19 protein-coding genes are annotated in these 21,486 nt (G+C 58.8%); 13 read left to right on the forward strand and 6 right to left on the reverse strand.

Going from position 1 to position 21,486, the window contains the following annotated elements:
• Positions 1–144: 144 nt before the first annotated feature.
• The 8 genes from ACFVTJ_RS08870 (at position 145) to ACFVTJ_RS08905 (ending at position 10,045) form a co-directional block, all read left to right on the forward strand.
• A complete protein-coding gene (locus tag ACFVTJ_RS08870; RefSeq protein ID WP_386906461.1) occupies positions 145–2,649 on the forward strand; it encodes a heavy metal translocating P-type ATPase in 2,505 nt (834 codons plus the stop codon).
• 12 nt (positions 2,650–2,661) lie between these two features.
• Positions 2,662–3,672, forward strand: a complete 1,011-nt coding sequence (locus ACFVTJ_RS08875) for a 2Fe-2S iron-sulfur cluster-binding protein (RefSeq protein ID WP_386906463.1) — start codon at positions 2,662–2,664, stop codon at positions 3,670–3,672.
• An 11-nt stretch (positions 3,673–3,683) separates the two neighbouring features.
• Positions 3,684–4,172, forward strand: a complete 489-nt coding sequence (gene cueR, locus ACFVTJ_RS08880; RefSeq protein WP_386906465.1) for a Cu(I)-responsive transcriptional regulator — start codon at positions 3,684–3,686, stop codon at positions 4,170–4,172.
• A gap of 72 nt (positions 4,173–4,244) precedes the next feature.
• Positions 4,245–5,189 (forward strand): ABC transporter permease, encoded by a 945-nt coding sequence (locus ACFVTJ_RS08885; RefSeq protein ID WP_386906467.1) that lies wholly within the window; start codon positions 4,245–4,247, stop codon positions 5,187–5,189.
• A complete protein-coding gene (locus ACFVTJ_RS08890) occupies positions 5,179–6,084 on the forward strand; it encodes an ABC transporter permease (protein WP_386906469.1) in 906 nt (301 codons plus the stop codon). The genes ACFVTJ_RS08885 and ACFVTJ_RS08890 overlap by 11 nt, the downstream gene beginning before the upstream one ends.
• Before the next feature lie 139 nt (positions 6,085–6,223).
• Complete coding sequence (locus tag ACFVTJ_RS08895; protein ID WP_386906471.1) at positions 6,224–7,291, forward strand: ABC transporter ATP-binding protein; 1,068 nt, start codon at positions 6,224–6,226, stop codon at positions 7,289–7,291.
• Between the two features lie 11 nt (positions 7,292–7,302).
• Positions 7,303–8,313, forward strand: a complete 1,011-nt coding sequence (locus ACFVTJ_RS08900) for an ABC transporter ATP-binding protein (RefSeq protein WP_386906473.1) — start codon at positions 7,303–7,305, stop codon at positions 8,311–8,313.
• A gap of 238 nt (positions 8,314–8,551) precedes the next feature.
• Positions 8,552–10,045 (forward strand): ABC transporter substrate-binding protein, encoded by a 1,494-nt coding sequence (locus tag ACFVTJ_RS08905; RefSeq protein ID WP_386906475.1) that lies wholly within the window; start codon positions 8,552–8,554, stop codon positions 10,043–10,045.
• 430 nt (positions 10,046–10,475) lie between these two features.
• On the opposite strand, the gene ACFVTJ_RS08910 is transcribed toward ACFVTJ_RS08905, so the two are convergent.
• Positions 10,476–10,730: a heavy-metal-associated domain-containing protein gene (locus ACFVTJ_RS08910; RefSeq protein ID WP_386906477.1), complete on the reverse strand. Its 255-nt coding sequence runs from the start codon at positions 10,728–10,730 to the stop codon at positions 10,476–10,478.
• A gap of 107 nt (positions 10,731–10,837) precedes the next feature.
• Complete coding sequence (locus ACFVTJ_RS08915) at positions 10,838–12,295, reverse strand: TrkH family potassium uptake protein (protein ID WP_386906479.1); 1,458 nt, start codon at positions 12,293–12,295, stop codon at positions 10,838–10,840.
• A 104-nt stretch (positions 12,296–12,399) separates the two neighbouring features.
• Between ACFVTJ_RS08915 and ilvA the strand changes: the two genes are divergently transcribed.
• The 3 genes from ilvA to ACFVTJ_RS08930 all read left to right on the forward strand — a co-directional run bounded on the left by ilvA (position 12,400) and on the right by ACFVTJ_RS08930 (position 15,414).
• On the forward strand, positions 12,400–13,650 hold the full coding sequence (gene ilvA, locus ACFVTJ_RS08920) for a threonine ammonia-lyase (protein WP_386906481.1): 1,251 nt from the start codon (positions 12,400–12,402) through the stop codon (positions 13,648–13,650).
• Between the two features lie 69 nt (positions 13,651–13,719).
• Positions 13,720–14,031, forward strand: coding sequence for an HlyU family transcriptional regulator (locus ACFVTJ_RS08925; protein ID WP_386906483.1), 312 nt, complete (start codon positions 13,720–13,722; stop codon positions 14,029–14,031).
• A gap of 117 nt (positions 14,032–14,148) precedes the next feature.
• Positions 14,149–15,414 carry a diguanylate cyclase gene (locus tag ACFVTJ_RS08930; RefSeq protein ID WP_386906485.1) on the forward strand — a complete coding sequence of 422 codons (1,266 nt, stop codon included), beginning with the start codon at positions 14,149–14,151 and terminating at the stop codon, positions 15,412–15,414.
• A 27-nt stretch (positions 15,415–15,441) separates the two neighbouring features.
• On the opposite strand, the gene ACFVTJ_RS08935 is transcribed toward ACFVTJ_RS08930, so the two are convergent.
• Positions 15,442–16,059 carry an FMN-dependent NADH-azoreductase gene (locus tag ACFVTJ_RS08935; protein ID WP_386906488.1) on the reverse strand — a complete coding sequence of 206 codons (618 nt, stop codon included), beginning with the start codon at positions 16,057–16,059 and terminating at the stop codon, positions 15,442–15,444.
• Between the two features lie 149 nt (positions 16,060–16,208).
• Here ACFVTJ_RS08935 and ACFVTJ_RS08940 point away from each other — a divergent pair, with 149 nt between their 5' ends.
• Positions 16,209–17,177, forward strand: a complete 969-nt coding sequence (locus tag ACFVTJ_RS08940; RefSeq protein WP_386906490.1) for a LysR family transcriptional regulator — start codon at positions 16,209–16,211, stop codon at positions 17,175–17,177.
• A 139-nt stretch (positions 17,178–17,316) separates the two neighbouring features.
• On the opposite strand, the gene ACFVTJ_RS08945 is transcribed toward ACFVTJ_RS08940, so the two are convergent.
• From ACFVTJ_RS08945 to ACFVTJ_RS08955, 3 genes are all read right to left on the reverse strand, one after another.
• On the reverse strand, positions 17,317–19,305 hold the full coding sequence (locus ACFVTJ_RS08945) for a bifunctional 2',3'-cyclic-nucleotide 2'-phosphodiesterase/3'-nucleotidase (RefSeq protein WP_386906491.1): 1,989 nt from the start codon (positions 19,303–19,305) through the stop codon (positions 17,317–17,319).
• Positions 19,306–19,513: 208 nt separating this feature from the next.
• Complete coding sequence (locus ACFVTJ_RS08950) at positions 19,514–19,849, reverse strand: PilZ domain-containing protein (RefSeq protein WP_386906493.1); 336 nt, start codon at positions 19,847–19,849, stop codon at positions 19,514–19,516.
• 98 nt (positions 19,850–19,947) lie between these two features.
• Positions 19,948–20,415, reverse strand: a complete 468-nt coding sequence (locus tag ACFVTJ_RS08955; RefSeq protein WP_386906495.1) for a DUF1203 domain-containing protein — start codon at positions 20,413–20,415, stop codon at positions 19,948–19,950.
• Between the two features lie 163 nt (positions 20,416–20,578).
• Here ACFVTJ_RS08955 and ACFVTJ_RS08960 point away from each other — a divergent pair, with 163 nt between their 5' ends.
• Positions 20,579–21,463 (forward strand): DUF4344 domain-containing metallopeptidase, encoded by an 885-nt coding sequence (locus ACFVTJ_RS08960; RefSeq protein ID WP_386906497.1) that lies wholly within the window; start codon positions 20,579–20,581, stop codon positions 21,461–21,463.
• Positions 21,464–21,486 lie beyond the last annotated feature (23 nt).

A 21,486-nucleotide genomic window follows, 5' to 3' on the forward strand; every position in this document is an offset into this window, starting at 1 on the left:
TCTGTTCCTAGTGGTGCGCTCAAAAAATAATCCTGCTCAAGCAAACGGCATATTTCTTCGAAAATCACCCAAAAGAACCTATTGACCTTGCCACGATGGGAAGCCCTATCTTTTTTTTAACACAAGAAAAGAAGGGTCATACGCATGTCACAGATGGAGATCCGGGCGAGTCATCAGATTGCGATCGATGGCATGACGTGTGCCTCCTGTGTCGGCCGCGTGGAAAAGGCGATCGCCAAGGTACCGGGCGTTCTGAAGGCCTCGGTCAATCTTGCGACGGAACGCGCAGACATCTCCTTTTCCGGGCCGCCCGATGTGCCCGCCGTAATCGCCGCGGTTCGGCATGCGGGTTATGGCGTCGAAGAAAAAACCGTTGAACTCGATATTGAAGGCATGACCTGCGCCTCCTGCGTCGGGCGTGTCGAAAAGGCGCTGAAGGCCGTTTCCGGTGTTTCCGATGCGAGCGTCAATCTGGCGACCGAGCGCGCCACGATTCGTGTGGCGGGCAATGCCGCCTCTGCCACCACTCTGGCAGAGGCGATCAAGCGGGCGGGTTATACGGCGAAGGAAATCATCGCCGATAAAGCCGGTGATGTGGAGCAGGATAGACGCGCCACGGAGTTGCGCGGCCTGAAAATCAGCCTTGCCGTCGCCGCTGCGCTGACGCTGCCGGTCTTCGTTTTGGAAATGGGCTCACATCTGGTGCCCGCCATCCATGATTTTGTCATGGAAACGGTTGGCATGCGGGAAAGCTGGTATCTTCAATTTATACTGACCACGCTTGTCCTGTTCGGACCCGGCCTGCGCTTCTTCAAAAAGGGCATTCCCGCACTTCTGCGGCTTGCACCGGACATGAATTCGCTTGTGGTGCTCGGCACCGCCGCCGCCTGGGGTTTCTCGGTGGTTGCAACCTTCCTGCCCGATATCCTGCCGCGCGGCACGGCCAACGTCTATTATGAGGCAGCAGCGGTCATCGTCACGCTGATCCTGCTCGGCCGTTTCCTTGAAGCGCGCGCCAAAGGCCGCACCAGCGAGGCGATAAAGCGGCTCATCGGCCTGCAGGCCAAGTCAGCCCGCGTGCTGCGCGATGGTGAAAGCATCAATGTACCCTTACAGGATGTGCGAACGGGCGATGTGATCGTTGTTCGCCCCGGCGAGAAAGTGCCGGTCGATGGTCTGGTTCTGAGCGGCTCTTCTTATGTCGATGAATCGATGATCACGGGTGAGCCGGTCCCGGTCACCAAAACCGAGGGTTCCGAGGTGGTCGGCGGCACGGTGAACCGCAATGGCTCCTTCACCTTTCGCGCCACCAAGGTCGGCAGCGATACGCTGATCGCCCAGATCATTCGCATGGTGGAGGAGGCCCAGGCCGACAAGCTGCCCATTCAGGCGCTGGTGGACAAGGTCACCAACTGGTTCGTGCCGGCCGTCATGCTGGCCGCACTCGTCACCTTCGCCATCTGGTTCGTGTTTGGGCCTGATCCGGCCTTGACCTTCGCGCTGGTCAACGCGGTTGCGGTTCTCATCATCGCCTGCCCCTGCGCCATGGGCCTTGCCACGCCGACGTCGATCATGGTCGGCACCGGTCGCGCTGCCGAGATGGGCGTGCTGTTCCGGCGTGGCGATGCGCTGCAGACGCTGCGCGACGCCGATGTCATCGCGGTCGACAAGACCGGCACGCTGACGCTCGGCAAGCCGAAGCTCGTGCATTTCAATACGACCCGGGGTTTCGATGTGGACGAAGTCCTGCGCCTCGTCGCCTCGCTCGAGAACCGGTCTGAACATCCGATTGCCGAGGCGATCGTCGAGGCTGCAAAACATGGCGGCCTGGCGCTTGCCGAAGCCGAAGCTTTCGAGGCGACCCCCGGCTTTGGTGTCGCGGCGATGGTCGATGGCCGTCGGGTGGAAGCGGGTGCCGACCGGTTCATGGTGAAACTCGGTTATGATGTCGGGGCCTTTGTCGACGATGCCGAGCGAATGGGCAGGGAAGGGCAGTCGCCGCTTTATGCTGCCGTTGATGGCAGGCTGGCCGCGATCATCGCTGTTGCCGATCCGGTCAAGCAGACGACACCGGAGGCGATCGCGGCGCTGCATGCGCTGGGCCTCAAGGTGACGATGATCACGGGTGACAATCGCCGCACGGCGGAAGCCATTGCCCGTCGTCTCGGCATTGACGAGGTTGTGGCGGAAGTTCTGCCCGATGGCAAAGTGGAGGCGGTCAAGAGGCTTGCCGCCGGCGGAAGACGGGTGGCCTTTGTCGGGGATGGCATCAATGACGCTCCAGCGCTGGCGGCAGCCGATGTCGGGCTTGCTATCGGCACGGGCACGGATGTCGCGATTGAAAGCGCCGATGTGGTCTTGATGTCGGGCGATCTGCGTGGCGTTGCCAATGCCATCGCGCTCTCCAAGGCGACCATCCGCAATATCGGCCAGAATCTGTTCTGGGCCTTCGCTTACAACGCTGCACTCGTTCCGGTGGCGGCCGGAATATTGTATCCTGTCAACGGCATTCTGCTGTCGCCTGTCCTTGCTGCGGGAGCCATGGCGCTTTCCAGCGTCTTCGTATTGACGAATGCGCTGCGACTGAAAAGCTTCCGTGCACCGCTCGCGGACAGACCGGCGAGCATGCAGCTCGCAGCGGCCGAATAGGAGGCGGATGTGGTGACGCCTGGCAACACAATCTATCTGCCGCAGATCGGGCGCAGCATCATGGCGGCGCAGGGTGAAACCGTGCTTCAGGCGGCATTGACCGCAGGGATCAGCTATCCGCACGGGTGTCGCATGGGCCGCTGCGGGGCTTGCAAGTCACATCTCATTTCAGGAGAGATTGATCTTCTCAAGCATACGCCCTTCTCCTTGACCGAAGAGGAAAAGGCGGATGGCCTGACACTCGCCTGCCGTGCCGTGCCGTTGAGCGACATGACCATCAGCTGGCTCGATGGGGCGGATGAGATCGCTGACATTCCGACCGGCCGCTTTGAAGGCGTGGTGGCGGAGGTGGTGGATGCGACACATGATATCAAGCTCATCCGCATCCAGCTTGATGAGCGCGGGCATTTTGCCTTCAAACCCGGACAATATGTGCGCCTGCTTTATGCAGATTGTTCGCCTCGTGATTACTCCATCGCAAGTCGGGTGGACGAGGAACTGATAGAATTCCACATCCGGCACGTTCCCGGCGGCATGACAAGCGGCCGCATCTTCTCGCTCGCCAGTGCGGGGGACCCCGTGACGATAATCGGGCCTTTCGGCTCTTCGTTCCTGCGGGAAAAGCATTGCGGGCCGATCCTCGGCATAGCCGGCGGTTCGGGGCTTGCGCCCGTCAAGGCGGTTATCGAGGCCGCGCTTGCGACGGGCCGCGAACGCCCGGTTCATGTCTATTTCGGCGCGCGCGCCAAGCGCGATCTTTATATGCTCGACCGGTTCGGAGATCTCGCCGCGCAGCATGGCAATCTGAGTTTCGTTCCGGTGCTCTCGCATGAGGACCATGTCGATATCAGGTGCGGTTATGTCGGTGCGGCCGTGGCGGATGATTTCGACGATCTGGATGGCTGGAAAGCCTATATTGCCGGCCCGCCGGCCATGATCGAGGCAACGGTGTCGCAGCTTCTGGCGCGCGGCATGCGTACCGCCGACATTCATGCTGATGTATTTTTCACCCCGGAAAGATAGGAGCAGGATCGATGAACATTGGCACAGCCGCCACCGCCTCGGGTGTTTCTGCAAAGATGATCAGGCATTACGAGATGATCGGCCTGATCAAATCGGCAAACCGCACGGATTCCGGATACCGGGTCTATACGGCCAATGATCTGGAAACGCTGCGCTTTATCCGCCGCGGGCGCGATCTCGGTTTTTCAATCGAAAAGATCAGGCAGCTCATGACGCTCTGGCGCGACCCGGGCGGCGCCTCCTGCGATGTCAAACGCATCGTCATGGAACATGTTGTCGATCTGGAGGCGAAGATGGATACGCTACGGGAAATGGCCGATACGCTTAGAAATCTCGCGACCTATTGCCCCGACAATGGTGAGCCGGAGTGCCCGATCATTCACGACCTCGCCCACGCGGAAGAGCTTGATTTTACAGCGGTTGCCGTCGTGCCCAAACGCACCGGCATGCTGAAGGGGACGTCGGGTCCGGCGATGGATCTACAGCGCCACGCGAAATAAGCCTCCGATTCCCTTTCGGGAGCGGGCACGAATGCAGTGTGAATTGCCACTCATGATGAAGGAGAGCAGGCCATGTGGATGCAGATAATACAGCGCTTCTTTATTCTGTGCCTGATGCTGGCCATTGTTTCCGTCATCGCGTTTCTTTTGCCTTACATGACGGGCGGTGACCCGGCACGCACGATCCTCTTTTCGCGTATGCACGATACCGCGCTCGATCCGCATGCGGTGGAAGCGTTGAGGACCAGTCTCGGGCTCGACCGGCCGCTTTACGTGCAATATTTCACATGGCTGTGGAATGCACTGCGCGGTGATCTCGGTTTTTCCTTCACCAGCAGCCAGCCCGTCGCCAACGAGCTTCTGCGCTCTCTCGGCGTATCGGTGACGCTTGCGCTGACGGCATTGGCCGTCGCGGTCGCCGTAGCACTGCCGCTCGGTACGCTGGCTGCCATGCGCCCCGGCGGACGGCTCGACAATTTCGCGACGCTGATGATCCAGACCTTCGTCGCTACACCGGAATATTGGTTTGCGCCCATGTCGGCGCTGGTCTTTGCGCTTTATCTAGGCTGGTTGCCCTCGGCCGGATGGGACAGCTGGCGTTCGCTGGTGCTGCCTGCACTCACCCTGACACTGCGGCCGCTCGCCTATTTCACCCAGGTCACGCGCGCCGCCATGGCCGAGGTTTTGCGCGCGCCCTATATCACGGCGGCGCGCAGCCGTGGCCTCGGCATGCACGGCACGGTCATGCGCCACGGCATCCGCAACGGCTCGCTGCCGGTGGTCACCTTCTTCGCCCTGTGGCTTGCCGGCCTGCTTGGCGGATCGGTGGTCGTGGAGGTCATCTTCGCCATTCCCGGCATGGGCCGGCTTCTCTACGACGCGGTGATCAATCGCGACATCCCGATGCTGCAGGGCGGTTTCATCTGCATCGTGGCCCTGTCCATTCTAGTCAATACCCTGGCCGACAGCTTCTATGTCCTGATCAATCCAGCAATGCGAGGTCAACATGACCATTAGTCTTTCCACGCGCGCGTCTGTCGCTGCCATGCCGATGCCCCTGCCCAGACGCCCTTCGACACTCTCCCGGTTTGCGGATTTCATCAGCCGGCGACACTGGACCTTCTATGCGGGATCGGCAATCTTTCTCGTCATCATCCTGCTGCTGGTGATCGCGCCGTGGATATCGCCCTATAATCCGGCCCAGCAGAACCTTCGCCTCAGGCTGAATGCGCCGAGCGCCGCCTATTGGCTGGGAACGGACCATCTCGGTCGCGATGTTTTAAGCCGGCTTCTGATCGGCGGCCGTTTTACGGTCACGATCGCCGCCATCACCGTCATCCTGTCGGTCGTCATCGGAACTTTCATCGGCATCATCAGCGGCCGCAGCCGCGGTGTCCTCGATGAAGTGCTGATGCGCGTGGTGGACCTGCTTATCGCCATACCTGACGTGGTAATCGCAATTTTTCTCGTCGCCGTCTTTGGCCCGGGATATGGAACACTGATCGCGTCGCTGACCATCGTCGGCTGGACGCCTTTTGCGCGGCTGGCGCGGGGACTGACGCTGTCGATCAATTCCCGCGAATATATCCGCGCTGCCGAGGTGCTCGGCTGCACGCGGCGCTTCATCATCTTCCGGCACATCATTCCAAACACGATTTGGCCGATTGCGGCCGTGGCGTTCCTGCGCTTTGGCCACAAGCTGATCACGGTGGGCGGTCTGTCATTTCTGGGCCTCGGCGTGCAGCCGCCGGCTGCCGACTGGGCGCTGATGCTGTCAGATGCACAGGCCTATGCCGAGCGAATGCCAATTCTCGTCATCGCACCGGGTCTCGCGATCTTCCTGTCGGCGCTCAGCGTGACGTGGATCGGCCATGGCCTCAATCTGGAAACGAAGAAAACGAACAATCACTGACGCCAGCAAACTGGCGACGACAGATTTGACCATTGTCAAACATAGATGGGGCCGCAGGGCCGGAAGGAGAGTAATATCGTCTGAAGCCGCATGAAAATACGCAAATGCCTCCGATTCAATAAAAATAAGGGGAACTCTTATGAATATCGAAGGACAAACGCTTGCCAACACGGCCATGTCCCACGAATGCGCACCGCTTCTGGAGATCGAGGACCTGCACGTTTCGGTGCCGGCGCAAAATGGTCGCAAGTTTGTTATTTCGGGCCTGACGCTTTCCGTCAATGCCGGGGAAGTCGTCGCCCTTGTTGGCGAATCCGGATCGGGAAAGAGCATGACGGCTCTGTCGCTGATGCGGCTTCTGCCGCAAGGCGCGGAAATCAATTCCGGCCGCATTTCCTTTGCCGGACGCGACATTCTCGCCCTTTCATCCTCCGAACTCGATGCGCTGCGCGGTGCCGATATCAGCATGCTGTTCCAGCAGCCGCAGGCCATGCTGGACCCGACAAGCCGGGTGAGGACGCAGGTTGCCGAGCCGCTCTGGATCCATCGCAAGATGAGCCGGAATGCGGCGCTGAACCGGGTCGTCGGTCTCCTGTCCGATGTTGGCATTCCCGATCCCTCGGCGCGGGCGCAATGTTTCGCGCACGAGCTTTCGGGCGGCATGGCGCAACGCGTGATGATTGCCGCAGCACTCTCGGGTAATCCGCAGCTGCTGATCGCCGACGAACCGACGACGGCGCTTGATGTCACCGTCCAGGCACAGATCCTGCGCCTGCTGGATGATGAACGCCGCAAACGCCGGCTTGCCACGCTGCTGATCACCCATGATCTCTCGGTCGTCGCCGCTTTCGCGGACCGGATTGCGGTCATGTATGCCGGCCGTATCGTTGAGGAAGGGCCGACCCAGGCGATCCTCAAGGCGCCGCAGCATCCCTATACCAAGGCGCTCATCAGTTGCTCCCTGCTGACCACTGACAGCGAGGGACAACTGCTGACGATCCCCGGTTCAGGCGCACAGGCCCATGACATGTCCTGCGGTTGCCGCTTTCATCCGCGTTGCTCGCTTGCCAAGTCCGGGGGCATGGGAAGCCGCTGCATGGCGTCGGAACCGGATCTGAATGCCCTGCCTGAAGGGCGCAAGGCGCGGTGCTGGGCAGTCGGTGAGGACCATGCCGATCACGATCATTCCACCCACGCGGTTTGTTGAAGGAGGCGATGATGTTGTCCAAAGCAATGACACAGATGCCGCCAGCGGCGGAAAACAGCAGGCGGCCCTACGTGGTCGCCAAGAATCTCTGCAAATATTACCCCATATCGGGCTTTGGTCACCGTGTGGTGAAATCCGTCGACGATGTTTCCCTGACGATTGGCGAAGGCGAGGTGCTGGGCCTTGTCGGCGAATCCGGATGCGGCAAAAGCACCGTCGCAGGGTTGATCACACGGCTGACGCACGCGACGAAGGGTGAGGTCAGTATCGGAGATCACGACATATTGCATATGCAGGGCGAAACGCTCCGGCGTATGCGCCGGGTCGTGCAACTGGTATTTCAGGATCCTTATTCCGCACTCGATCCACGCATGCGCATCGGCCAGAGCATGGAAGCGCCGCTTGCCCAGCACGGCATCGGTACCCGCGAGGAACGCACGTCGCGTGTTTTTCGCATGCTGGAGGAGGTTGGCCTGGACGGTTCGTTTTATGACCGTTATCCGAGCCAGTGTTCCGGCGGCCAGTTGCAGCGCGTCGTCATCGGCCGCGCGCTTCTTCTCAATCCGAGCTTCCTCGTCTGTGACGAACCGACATCGGCGCTCGACGCCTCGATGCGCACGCAGATCCTGAACCTCCTGATGGACATGAAGCGGCGTCACGGTTTGACGGTTCTGATGATTTCCCATGACCTGCGCGTCGTGCGATATCTCTGTGATCGCATCGCGGTAATGTATCTCGGGCGCGTCGTTGAAATCGCTGATCGTGAAGAGCTTTTCCGGGCGCCCAAGCATCCCTACACCAAGGCTCTCATCGCCTCGTCGATGCTTGACGAGACCGGCCTATATGCGCCGGAAATGCTTCTCGACGGCGATCTGCCAAGCCCGCTTAATCCTCCTGAGGGCTGCAAGTTTCACACCCGCTGCAAATATGCGACCGCGATCTGCAGTGAGGTGGAGCCGGTTTTGGAAGGGGTCGCAGGCGAGCATTTCGCACGCTGCCACCGCTGGCAGGAACTGGGCTGAGAGGCGACGCAGTTACAGTTCTCTGTTGTGATGAAAGCAGATGAATTGTGTGTTTTTGAATTAATATCGGAATAAAATTCCGAGTATGGAAATATAAAATCGAATTTATTCAGATGGATTATCGAATGATATCCATGGAATATTCTTTTGTCCGTTGAATTGTTGAAAATTTTGAATGGATATTCGTAAAAAATGTGAGTTGAGAGCGTTATCATCAAAAATAAAAGGGGAATCTTCTATGATGAAGCACGCACTTTTGGCGACATGTGCCATTGTCGTCTCGTTTGGAGCGCATGCGGCAAATGCCGGAACGATCACCTATGACGATTATACGGGCGTCAAGACCGGCTGGCAGATGGCGTCCGACGATGCCTATCTGGGTTCGCGCGCCGGCTGTTTCGAAAGCCTGGTCCGCGTCGGTTATGACACGACACTGGAGCCTGGCCTCGCCGAATCCTGGACGCAGACCTCACCGAAGGTTTGGGAATTCAAGCTGCGCAAGGGCGTGAAGTTCCAGAACGGCGAGCCGCTTAATGCCGCTGCCGCAGTCAATGCACTCACCAATCTTCTGAAAGCGCCCGTTCCGGCCCGGGCCTTTTCGCCGAAGCTGATCGCTGCCGTTGACGCAAGCGGCGACGATATCGTGAAGATCACGACCATCGAGCCATCGGTGCTGCTGCCGGCGCAAATGGGAAGCCCTGCAACTTCGATCCTCGCGCCGTCAGCCTATAAGGACGGAAAGGTAGATCCCGTCGGAACCTGCACCGGACCCTTCAAGATCACTAAGGTCGATGCCAACCAGTATATGGAAATGACCGCAAACCATGACTATTGGGCGGGTATGCCGAAGCTCTCGGGCGGCCGTGTGAACTTTATTCCGGATGCCGATACGCGCGCCACTCAGATAAGAAGCGGTGAAGTGCAGATTTCGCGCATGATCCCACCCTGGACGGTAAAGACCGTTGAAGCCGCCAAGGGCGTCAAGGTTGCGCCGATTACGGTGCCCCGGATTACCGAAATGCTGCTCAATAATTCAAAGGCGCCTTTCAAGGATATCAAGGTTCGGCAGGCGATCCGGGCCGCGATCGATACCGCAGGTATTGCCGACAGCATCTACGAAGGCGTGGTAAAGCCCGCAACGATGCCTTTCGCACCGGGTGAGCCGTGGGCGCCGAAAGACGTCACACCCGCTTATGACCTGGAGAAGGCAAAGGCTCTGCTGAAAGAGGCCGGAGTTGCTCCCGGCAGCCTGAAGCTGACGCTTCTCGCCTACACGGAAAGAACAGAACTCAAGGATGTTGCGGCCGTTATCCAGGCCCAATTGCAGGAAATCGGCATCAAGGTCGATGTTCGCGTTGCCGATTACACCGCGATCGAGCCCGATCTCCTGTCCGGCAACTTCGACATGGTTCTACTGTCGCGCGGTTACGCCACCGATGTTGCAGAACCTATCGGCTTCCTCAATGCCGATTACACCTGCACAGGCGGTTACAACATCTCGCATTATTGCAGCGAAGAGACGGACAAGCTGATCAAATCCGCCTATGCGGTGGCCGAGCCGGCCAAGCGTTACGCCATCTATGCCGAGGCGGCAAAGAGGGTTTACGATGAAGCCGTCACCGTCTACCTCATCCATGAGACCGCTTTCGATGCCTATTCGGACAAGGTCGAAAACTTCAAGCCGCATCCGATCAACTACTTCATCATGACGAAGGATCTGGTGACGAAATAAGCCAACCTGACTTGGTTGACGAGATATGGCCCGGCTCCTGCGAGCCGGGCCATATTGCTTGATATGTGCCGCCACGCGTGGCCGGATGCTGGATGAAGCCCACTGCTGGTTTAAATTTCTCGACAATGTGCATGATATTGATTGGGAACGACGAGCTACGCCGAACATTCCTGGGCCGGCCTCTGGCTTGTTCCCCAGCACCTGCGTTGTTCCCGTTTTGCTGCGTGTTTAGAGCCTCGGGACAAGCCCGCGCATGACGGCGAGCGGCGTGAATCTTCGTCCACGGCTTTGGGAGAGATGTCTGTTCAGGAGGGCTGAATGGACGAAGTTCGATATCGTTCAACGGCCGTCACGCAGGTTTAGCGTGAAGCGGGGCAGGCGGGGTGATCCGGCGGCGGCAGGATGACAGCGCCGCCAGTGTCTTTTCAAATCAGGCGCGCGCTTCCGGCGTGTAGCCTGCGGCGGTGATGATTTCAGCGATGTGTGCCGCGTCGGCGACGCCGCCGACCACGACCGTGCGGCTGGCAGGGTCAGCATGCACCGCAGCACCGGGAACGGTCTTTTCGATCGCGCCCTTGATGACGCCCGCGCAGTGACCGCAGGTCATGTCTTCAACGTGGAAAGAAAGGCCTGCATTATCAGGTGCGGCGGTGGTTTCGGCATGATGCTGGTGAGCGGTGCACATAGGCGGTTCTCCATGGTTTGGAATTCTAACAGGACGGAGCCTGGACTATTCCAACGTGGGAAGGTCAAGCGCTTTATTCGCGTATGCGCAACATGTGCATCGCCGGATCAACTGCGCCAGAAAATCGGCATCAGCAGCACCAGAACCGTCAGGATTTCGAGACGTCCGAGCAGCATCAGGACCGACAGAAGATAGAGTGCCGGTTCGCTGATGGTCGAGAAATTGCCGGCCGGCCCGATGATCGGGCCGATGCCGGGGCCGACATTGGCAAGCGAGGTCGCCACAGCCGAGGTGGCGGTGAGAAAGTCATAGCCCATCAGGCTCATGGCAAGGCTGCCGGCAATCCACAGCGCGATGAAACAGCTGATGAACAGGAAGATGGTGCGGATGGTTTCCGGATCGACCACCTGCTGGCCGTAACGCACGGAATAAACGGCATTCGGATAGATCAGCTTCTTCAGCCCGGCGCGCGCCACGTTGAAGATGATGAGAAAACGATAGGCCTTGATGCCGCCTGCCGTCGAGCCGGAACAGCCACCCATAAAGGTCGCAAAAAAGGCGACGACAACGACGAAGGGACCCCAAAGCGTATAATCGTCGCTGGCAAAACCGCCGGTCGAAAGGATCGAGGTCATGTTGAAGAAGGAATGGCTGAGCGCATCGTCCAGCGGCACGCCGTTCCTGAAATGATGGTAAACGCCGACGGCGATCGAGATGGCGCAGAGATAACCGAGGAAGACGGCGATCTGCGGATCACGTATCGTCTCCAGCCGCCGGCGCACGGCGAGCAGGATCATCACTGAAAAGGGCAAGCTGCCGAAGATCAGAAAGATGGTGGCGATCCACAGCAGAGCCGTATTGTTGAAATAGGCGAATGAGGCATCGTGCGTGGAAAAGCCGCCGGTTGCCACTGTCGACATGGCGTGGTTCAGCGCATCGAAATGCGACATACCGGCAAAATCGAAGGCGACCGTGCAGGCGATGGTCATGATGATGTAGATCGCCACAAAAGCCCGGGTGAAGCTCGCCAGACGCGCGAAGGGCCGGTCATTGCCGGTGTCGGAAGATTCCATGCGAAAGAAGGTCATGCCGCCGACCCTGAGCAACGGCAAGATGAAGAGGCCGAGCGCGACGATACCAATGCCGCCGAGCCAGCAGAGCAGGGATCGCCACAGAAGAAGACCCTGCGGCGCATTGTCGAGGCCGGATATGGCCGTGGATCCCGTCGTGGTGATGGCTGAAACGGATTCGAAGATCGCCTGGCCGGTCGTCAGGTCGAGTTCCGACAGATAGAGCGGAACCGCGCCGATGAGGGAAAACACCAGCCAGAGCAGGTTGACAAGCAGGAAGCCGAACCGCTTGTTGAAAGAGGTAATTGGTCCCCGGGTCGCGAGCGCGCAGGCGAGCGCAAAGCCGCCGCACATGAAACCCGACAGCGCAAATACCATCCAGTCGTCATTGCCGTAATAAAGATCGGTCAGCGCGGGCAGGAACATCGCCGTCGCGAGATACAGCCCAAAGATGGACGCGACATAGATGACTGAGCGCAGGAGGTCGCTGTTCAAGAAATGAAATCCAGGGTTCGTAGCTGCGCTGAAATGAATCTTTGTCTCTGACGCCGTCCTATGGCATAGCGGGTGCCATTACGAATTTCAATGGATTGACTATCGTGGACAAGCAGCTTGTGGAAGCAGCGCGGCGGGAAGTGCGGGAAATATTCCCCGAAACGCCGCTGCAGTTGAATGAACATCTCAGCCGTCGGTATGGCGCGTCGATTTGGCTGAAGCGTGAAGATCTGTCCCCGGTTCGGTCCTACAAGATTAGAGGCGCGTTCAACTTTCTGCGCAAGGCGGTAGCCAAGGCTGGCAAGAACAAGGTTTTCGTCTGCGCTTCGGCCGGCAACCATGCCCAGGGCTTTGCTTTCGCCTGCCGTCATTTCGGCGTTCACGGCGTTGTTTTCATGCCGGTCACGACACCGCAACAGAAGATCGAAAAGACCCGCATCTTCGGCGGCGAATTCATCAAGATCCGTCTGGTGGGCGATATATTCGACCAGTGTTACGCCGCCGCCCGCCAGCATGTGCAGGAAAATGACGGCTATATGGTGCCGCCCTTTGACCATGAAGACATCATCGAGGGCCAGGCAACCGTCGCCGCCGAAATCATGGACCAGCTGCCGGAAGGCACGAAGCCTGATATCGTCGTCATGCCTGTTGGCGGTGGCGGGCTTTCAGCTGGCCTCACCGGTTTTCTGGCTGGCACGGTCGCGAAGGAAAACTTCGTGTTCTGCGAGCCTGAGGGCGCGCCGAGCCTGAAGAAAAGCCTGGAGCGCGGAGAGCCGGTGACGCTGAACAAGGTCGACAATTTCGTTGATGGCGCTGCCGTCGCCCGCATTGGCGACCTGAATTTCAAGGCGCTGAAGGATTTTCCGGCCGGTCAGGTCCAGCTCATTCCTGAAAACGCCATCTGCGTGACGATCATCGAGATGCTGAACCTCGAAGGCGTGGTGCTGGAGCCTGCGGGCGCGCTTTCGATCGCCGCGCTGGAAAAGCTTGGCCGCGAGAGGCTGGAAGGCAAGACGGTGATCGCCGTGGTTTCCGGCGGCAACTTCGATTTCGAGCGCCTGCCGGATGTGAAAGAACGCGCCATGCGTTACACCGGCGTGAAGAAATATTTCATCCTGCGCCTGCCGCAGCGCCCCGGCGCGCTGCGCGATTTCCTCAACCTGCTTGGCCCGGACGATGATATCGCCCGTTTCGAATATCTGAAGAAATCGGCCCGCAATTTTGGCTCGATCCTGATCGGCATCGAAACCAATGCCCAGGAAAACTTTGCCGGGCTTCTGGAGCGCTTCGAGGCCGCCGGTCTCGGTTATGAAGACATCACCGAAAACGACATCCTGTCGAACCTGATCATCTGATCGGAAGTGGCAGGGAAGGGCGGATCACTCCGCCCTTCGAACGTGACATAGATTGAGGGAGTGAAAGCCATGGCATCGTTTTTTTCCAAAATCCTCTCGGCCTTCGGCTCCGGCGAGCCGTCCTCCGATACGCCTCAAAAAGTGGCGCAGGCCGAGCCGCATGCGCATGGCGACTATCTGATCTATGCGACGCCGCTCAAGGAAGGCGGCCAGTTTCGCTTAGCAGGCCGCATCGAGAAAAAGGCCGGCGACGAAGTGCTCGTGCATGAATTCGTGCGCGCTGATGTCTTCACCAGCCTTGACGATGCGGTCGAGTTCACGATCCGCAAGGCGAAGCTCATCATCGACCAGAACGGTGCCTCGCTTTTCCCAGGAAAATGATGACGTTTTCTTGCCTCGGATATTAAGATTCCGTTGTTTGCTTCGGCCTATCCTTCGCAAAATGTGAAGCCGCGCGCCACTGACGCCGCGTGGCGCGGATAGGTAAGGCATGTGCCGATGCAATGGGCAAATCTCGCCCTCTTTCTGACGGAAGCCGTCGTCTATTTCTCGGTAATGACGGCCTTCCTTCATTACCGGCATATTCTCGGCATCGGTGTTTTTCTCACCGCGCTGGGCGTCATGCATTTCCTGGAGACTTATCTGGCAGCCGTCTTTTACGTGCAGCTACCATTCGGTGTGGCATCACCCGGCTCGTCGATCCTTTTTGCCGGCAAGCTGATGATGATCCTCATGCTCTATATGCGCGAGGATGCGGCCGTGGTGCGACAACCCATATACGGCCTGTTTCTCGGCAACATCGTGACCGTCGTCATGGCGCAGATCATCCGTTTTCACCAAACGGTGGCGATCGTTCCGGGGCAGACGGTCAGTACCGGCTTTCTCGATGAAATGGGCATCCTGATGGTCTGGGGAACCAGCCTGCTCTACATCGACGCCATTGCCATCATCCTGTTTTACGAGAAGCTCGGGCGTTATCTCCAGCGCCATATCGTATTGCGCTTTGCTATCTGCGGCGTCGTCATTCTGAGCTTCGATCAGGCGGGTTTTTATGGGGCGCTGCGATTATTGTTCAACGCGCCTCTCGATGTCTTCTACGATGGCTGGAAGGCGAAGATGGCGGCAGTGGGCATCTATTCGCTGCTCTTTGCCACCTATCTTTGGCTGACATCGGCCAAGGGCCGTTTTCTGACACGCCGCAGCGTTGCGGATGTCTTCAACGATCTCACTTTCAGGGAACGTTACGAGGAGCTTCTGTCCCGCTCCGGACGCGATATGCTGACCGGCGTATCCGACCGTGCCCGCATGGAACTCGATGCTCCCTCGGTCGTGGTGGAATGCCTGGAGAAGAAAAGGCCGGTCAGCGTCCTGATTGTCGATATCGATCATTTCAAGACCGTCAACGATACGTTCGGGCACCTGAAGGGCGATGATATCTTGCGGGAATTCGCCGCCGTCCTGAAGCGCGCGGTGCAGCCGCTGGGCCATCTCTACCGCTTCGGCGGCGAGGAATTCGTGGTCCTTTTGCCGGCAATGGCGCATGACACGGCGTTAGCGTTTTCGAACAATCTTCGAGCAGCGATCCTTGCGGACCTGCAACGACCGGACGGTTCGCCGTTAACCGTCAGTATCGGCGTCGCCACCGCTTTCGAGGACGGGCAGCTTTTCCGCGCGCTTTTATCCGAGGCCGATGCGCGTCTCTATGCGGCAAAAAATAACGGCCGGGACCAAGTCCACGGCCGTTACGGAATGTGGGTCGGCTGATACCTTTCGATATCAGCCCGAACTTTCTCAGGCGGCCTGCGCCAGCTCTTCAACCTTGGCTTCGGCGGCGGCTACAGCCTTTTCGACGGCTTCCGGACCGAAGGCGAGACCTTCGACATAGATCACTTCCACATCGGTCATGCCCATGAAGCCGAGAACGGTCTTCAGGTAAGGAACGGCGTGGTTCATCGATACGGCCGGGCCTTCGGAATAAACGCCGGCAGCGGCAAGCACGATGTAAACCTTCTTGCCAGTCGCAAGGCCAACCGGGCCGGTTTCGGTGTATTTGAAGGTCTGGCCGGCGCGGGCGACGTTGTCGATCCACGACTTCAGGCCGGAATAGATGTTGAAGTTGATGAGACCGGTGCCGATGACAACGGTGTCAGCCGCCAGAAGCTCGGCAACCAACTTGTCGGAATAATCGGCGGCAACTGCTTCTTCAGCCGTGCGCTGGTCGGGCGCCTTGCGGATCGCTGCGGTCTTGACGGTGTCGAGATGCGGGATCGGGTCAGCGGCGAGATCGCGGTGGACAAGGGTGTTGGAAGCCGACTTGGCCTTCAGCTTGTTTGCGAGTTCGCCGGAAAACTTGTTGGAAACCGATTCGTCGCCACGCGGGCTGGAGGTGATAAGCAGAATGTTGGACATGGTCTCTTCCTTGCATATGCGATGGATTGACGGGCGCCTTGGGAGGGCGGGAGAGCACGATGCCCTTCCTTTGCCCCTATATGGAAAATTGTTGCCATCAAGAAAACTGTGATAATGTGGAAGCGATCTATCGATGAAATGGATGGGATATGGACGCGAACCCGACACTCGATCAATTGCAGGTGTTTTTGACGGTCGCCGAGACCGGCAGTTTTTCCGCCGCGTCGCGGGCGCTGAACCGCGCGCAGTCAGTGGTCAGCTACACCATTGCGAATCTTGAGGCGCAGCTGGAAGTCACCCTGTTCGAGCGCAATGGCGTGCGCCAGCCGAAGCTGACGGATGAAGGCCGGGCCATGCTGGAGGACGCACGACGCATCGTCGCCGGCCTGCAGGAGATGCGCGCCCGCGCCAAGGGTTTGAAACAGGGGCTGGAGGCGGAACTGTCAGTCGCCATCAGCACCATGGTGCCGGCGGAGGCCATGGTTGCCGTGCTTCGGGATTTTCGGAAGGAATTCCCAACCGTCACCCTCAGCCTCAATGTCGGCGAGCTGGGCATGGTCATGGAGATGGTGCTTTCCCGCAAGGCCGGAATCGGCATCGGCGGGGCGGTATTGCGCCAGGATGATGAACTCGTGATGGAAAAAGTCGGCCATTCCTTCATGTTGCCGGTGGTTGCGGCAGACCATCCGCTGGCGCAGATCGAGCGGCCTCTGGTTCTCGCTGACGTGCGCGAGGAGGTTCAGCTTGTTGTCACCGATGCTTCGGGCCTGACCAAGGGCCGCGATTTCAACGTGCTGTCCTACAAGACATGGCGCGTCAGCGACATTGCGACCAAATACCAGCTCATCAAGGGTGGCCTCGGCTGGGGCGGTCTGCCCGCGTCGATCGTACGCAATGATTTGACCAATGGCAGCCTGAAGGCGCTCGAGCTGGAGGCCTATGAGCAGGGCGAGTATCCGCTCTTTTCACTGCGAAGGGTGGATTCACCGGCGGGGCCAGCAGGCCAGTGGCTTGCCGAAGCATTTCAGGAACGCCTCTCCGCATGCCCGAACCATAAGGATTTCAACGGCATGCTTGCGGCTAACAAACACAAGACGATTGCTGTCGCCGCTGAGTGACATCTGCTGTTGACGTGACAGTCAGACATGGTCTGGGACATTGCCCCAGCGTGTCCAAGTCATGAAATCGTCGGTCTGGAGCGTATCCGTTGCTGAAGAATCGTCCTCCCGACGATAAGCCGCCGGGAGGACGCGATCATTAAAGAACCAGACGGAACTTCGCGAAACCTTCCGCGCCGTCGCCGGCATCCTCGATTTTAGCGCCCTTGATCTCAGCCGCATAGTGGCGGCCCTTGGGGCCGGTCTCGAAAAGCGCCGTGGTATTAGCGACTGGGGCGAAGGACCAGTTGGCGTCCGCAGACGGATTGATGGTGCCCTGGTCGATGATATAGCGCACGATCACGTCGCGATTGGTATCGGGCGCCACGAAAATCACCTTGTCGCCGGCGATATCGGGGAATTTGCCGCCGCCGCTGGCCCGGTAATTATTGGTCGCCACCACGAATTTCTGTTCGGGATCGATCGGCTTGCCGTTGAACTGCAAGTTCACGATGCGGTTGCTGTCGGGATTGACGGCCTTGCCGTCCTTGTCGAATTTCGCCGGCTTGGAAATGTCGATCTGATAGGTCACACCGTCGATGACATCGAAATTATAGGACGGAAAATCGGCGTTCAGCAGCGGCGCGTCCTTGGCACCGGCCTCCACCGTGTTGAACATACCGGCAGACATTTCCAGCCAGTTCTTCACCTGCGCACCGTTGATCAGCACCGCCTGCACCGTGTTGGGGTAAAGGTAAAGGTCAGCGACGTTTTTGATGGCAATGTCACCGGCGGGGACATCGGTGTAATAATCTGCGCCGCCGCGACCGCCGGACTTGAAGGGGGCTGCTGCGGAAAGCACCGGCAGGTCCTTATATTCCCCTTCCTTCAGCATGTCCTTGATGTACCAGGTCTGGGCGTTGGAAACGATCTGCACGGATGGATCGTCCGCGACCAGCGCGAAATAGGAATAGAGCGGCGCAGACGTCTTGCCGACGGGGCGTCGAACATAGGCAAGCGCCGCCTCATGATCGGCCTTGGCGGCGGCGAGAACCTCCGGCTTGTCGGTATAGTCAGCAACAACCTTGCGGCTGTCGTCGCGGTGGTAGATCGGCCGGGCTTCTGAGGTGAAGTCGACGATCTTCCAGCTCTTTCCGTCTTTTTCCAGCAGTAGGTCGATGAGACCCATATGCGAGCCCCAGAAACCGGCCATGACAGCCGGCTTGCCCATCAGCGTGCCCTTGACCGCATCCGCACCCTCGATGCCATCCCAGGTCTTCGGGCCGGGGAAGACCAGATGCTGGTGGCCGGTGAAGATCGCGTCGATGCCGTCGACACCGGCGAGATACAGCGAGGCGTTTTCCATGCGCTCGGTCTGGCCCTTGCCGTCGATACCGGAATGGGAAAGAGCGATGATGATATCGGCGCCTTCTTCCTTCATGACCGGAACCCAGGCTTTCGCCGCCTCGACGATGTCACGCGTCTGCGCCTTGCCTTCGAGGTTTTTGGAATCCCACATCATGATCTGCGGCGGCACGAAGCCGATGATGCCGACCTTGACCGGGCTGGTCACGCCGCCGCCATCGCGGATCTGCTTTTCCAGAATGACATAGGGCTTGAAGAATAGTTCGTCGTTTTTCGGGTCGGAAGCGAGCTGGCCCTTGGTGAGGTTGGCGCAGACATAGGGGAAACCGGCGCCCGCCAGCGTGTTCGACATATAGTCGAGACCGTAATTGAATTCGTGGTTGCCGAGCGTGCCGCAATCATAACCCAGCACGTTCATGGCGTTGATGACAGGATGTTTGTCGCCGGCCTTCATGCCCCGCTCATAGGCGATATAATCGCCGAGCGGATTGCCCTGCAGGAAGTCGCCATTATCGACAAGCATCGAGTTTCCGGCTTCGGCGCGGATCTTGTCGATGATCGAGGCGGTGCGGGCTAGCCCCATCGTGTCGTTCGGTTTGTCGGCGTAATAGTCATAGGGAAAGACGTGAACATGGATGTCAGTCGTTTCCATGATGCGCAGATGCGCCTGGTTGGCCGCCGCACGCGCAGCAAAAGGGTGCAGCATCACCAATGCCGAGGTAGCTGCGAAGCCACCCAGAAGCGAACGGCGGGTGATGGGGTGGAGAGCGAGAAGCGGCGACATGGGAACTCCTTCGGATGAAGCTTGGTCTGTCATGAGAAGCGGACAGGGTAGAAGCAATCGCAGAGGAGTCCATCACCAAAATGACAGGCCGGTGACAGATCGGCCCGTTTTCAACCGTTTGATAAATTTTTTATCGCAAGAGTGCGGCACAGGTGCCGCCGCACTGGAAAATGCGCATAGCTCGTTCTGCACATTCCAGTGCTCTGGATCAGCGGGCCAGCGTCGGTTTCACTTCTTCGTGGAAGAAGCGGAAATAGGAGGAAAGCTGGGCCAGCGTGTTGGTAGAAAGCTTCAGCTGCAAGCCGATCCGGTTCTGGTGCTGCCACTGCACGACACCCTCGATGAAGCCCAGATCATCGCTCTGTACCTTGACCCGGCTGCCCTTGGCGGCAGCGAAAGGTCCGTCCAGTTCTAGTGCCATCCCCGTGGCGGAAAGATCAACCACACGGCCTCGGGTCGACTGGCTGAAGTAATGCACGGTCGCAAAAATTCTCGTCTTGCTGCGCGGTGCGCTGCGTGTCGCCATATTAAGGTTGTTTGTCATATTGCTGCTCAAAATATGTTGTTCCGATACACGCAGCTTAGAATTTAAAGGTGTGAAACCAGTTTAGTTGTTCGGTTAAAACTTATTCAATGCTGCATTTATGCTGTATCGATACGGCATTGGTAACAATTGTTGCGGGCGGACCGCACATGCACATAGGCCACATCCGCGCGCTCCAGAAGGTGCCGCGCGCGCGACACGATCTCGCCCGTCGCCGTCACTGCGCCGGTGCCGTAGACAATGCGGTCATCGGCTCCATAACCGCGCACGATGTAATCGGGGCTGTTCAGCATCGGCGGAATGGCTTGCGTCTGCGGATAGCGATCACAGGCGTCGGCATGCAGAAACACCGGCCCCGTTTCCGCATAGGGCTGCAACGAGGGAAAGGGCCGATAGGCGAGGATCAGCATCCCATCACCTTCCCCGATCTGGTGAAGACAGTGGCGGCATGGCATACCCCCGGGAGAAATTGCCTTCTCCGGAGGATTGCCATAGGCGTCGGCTGAACCCGCCCGGAAGGCCTCGGCTTCTTTAGCCGGCATTGCAGTGAAAACGAGATCGGTCATGGCGGGGCCTCTTCAAGGTGGGTTGGCGTTGCTTCTTTGCAGCTATGATCCCGAAATGGAGCACTATCCACCCGATTCTTGACAGGTGATGCAACCAGCCCATTGCGTGACTCGTTAGCTTCGGGAATCAGTGGCGCTCCTCGTTTCCGGAAGGTCTGATTTTATGTTGCGTCGTTTTCTGGCCGCCGTTCCGCTGGCTTTTGTTTCGTTGACGATTCCGATCGAGGCGGATGCGCAGGTTGCCTCCGGTCTTGATGGCCTGTCCGACGATCAGCTGCAGCAATCGGTCAATTTCGTTATCGGCAACGCGATCTTCTCGCTCTATCACGAGGGCGCGCGCATGCTGATCTCGGATTTCGGGACGGCTGAGACGCCCAGCGTCCAGGCTGCGGCCGATCAGCTGGCCGGCACGCTCATCCTGCAGGCCAATGAGGAATGGCTCGACACCGCGCTCGTCAACGCCACCGACAGCTGGTATCTGGCGCGCGAGGCCGAGACCTTGCCCGAGCATGAGGCCCCCGTTTTTTCCGCGCTGGTGCCGGACAGGAGCCGTGATCGCAACATGGCCTGCCTGATGGTTGGTCGCGATAAGGATGGTTATGGCGATCTGGCCGCAATGATGGGTCTCCCCAATGCCGAATTTGACAAATGTGTTGCCGCCTATCCGGGTGTCGCTTCGGCCTGGGAAGAGTTCCTCGCGCCTCACCGCAGCCAGACACCCTCGAAATTTTCCGTCAGCTACGTACCGCCGCGTGACCCGGAACTCGAACCTTACGCCATCATGATCAAGGAATCGAAGGTTCTCGATCTCATCAGTCGCAGCTTCGGCGGCTATGGCCTGAAGGGTGACGTCAAGCTGACGGCCAAGTCCTGCGGTCGTCCCGATGTCTACTGGTCGGCCGAGAAGCGCGAAATCACCTATTGCTACGAGCTTGGTAAATTCCAGGCGGAGTTGATCGCCGATCACCTCCTGAACAGTGTCACGGAAGACAAGGGCGCGGCCGGCGGACAAATTCCCACAGCCGTCAATCTGGAGCGGGAAATCTGAGGCCGATTGCCGGAAGCTGGCAA

The organism is Agrobacterium sp. NPDC058088, assembly GCF_042885035.1.
GTDB lineage: Bacteria > Pseudomonadota > Alphaproteobacteria > Rhizobiales > Rhizobiaceae > Agrobacterium.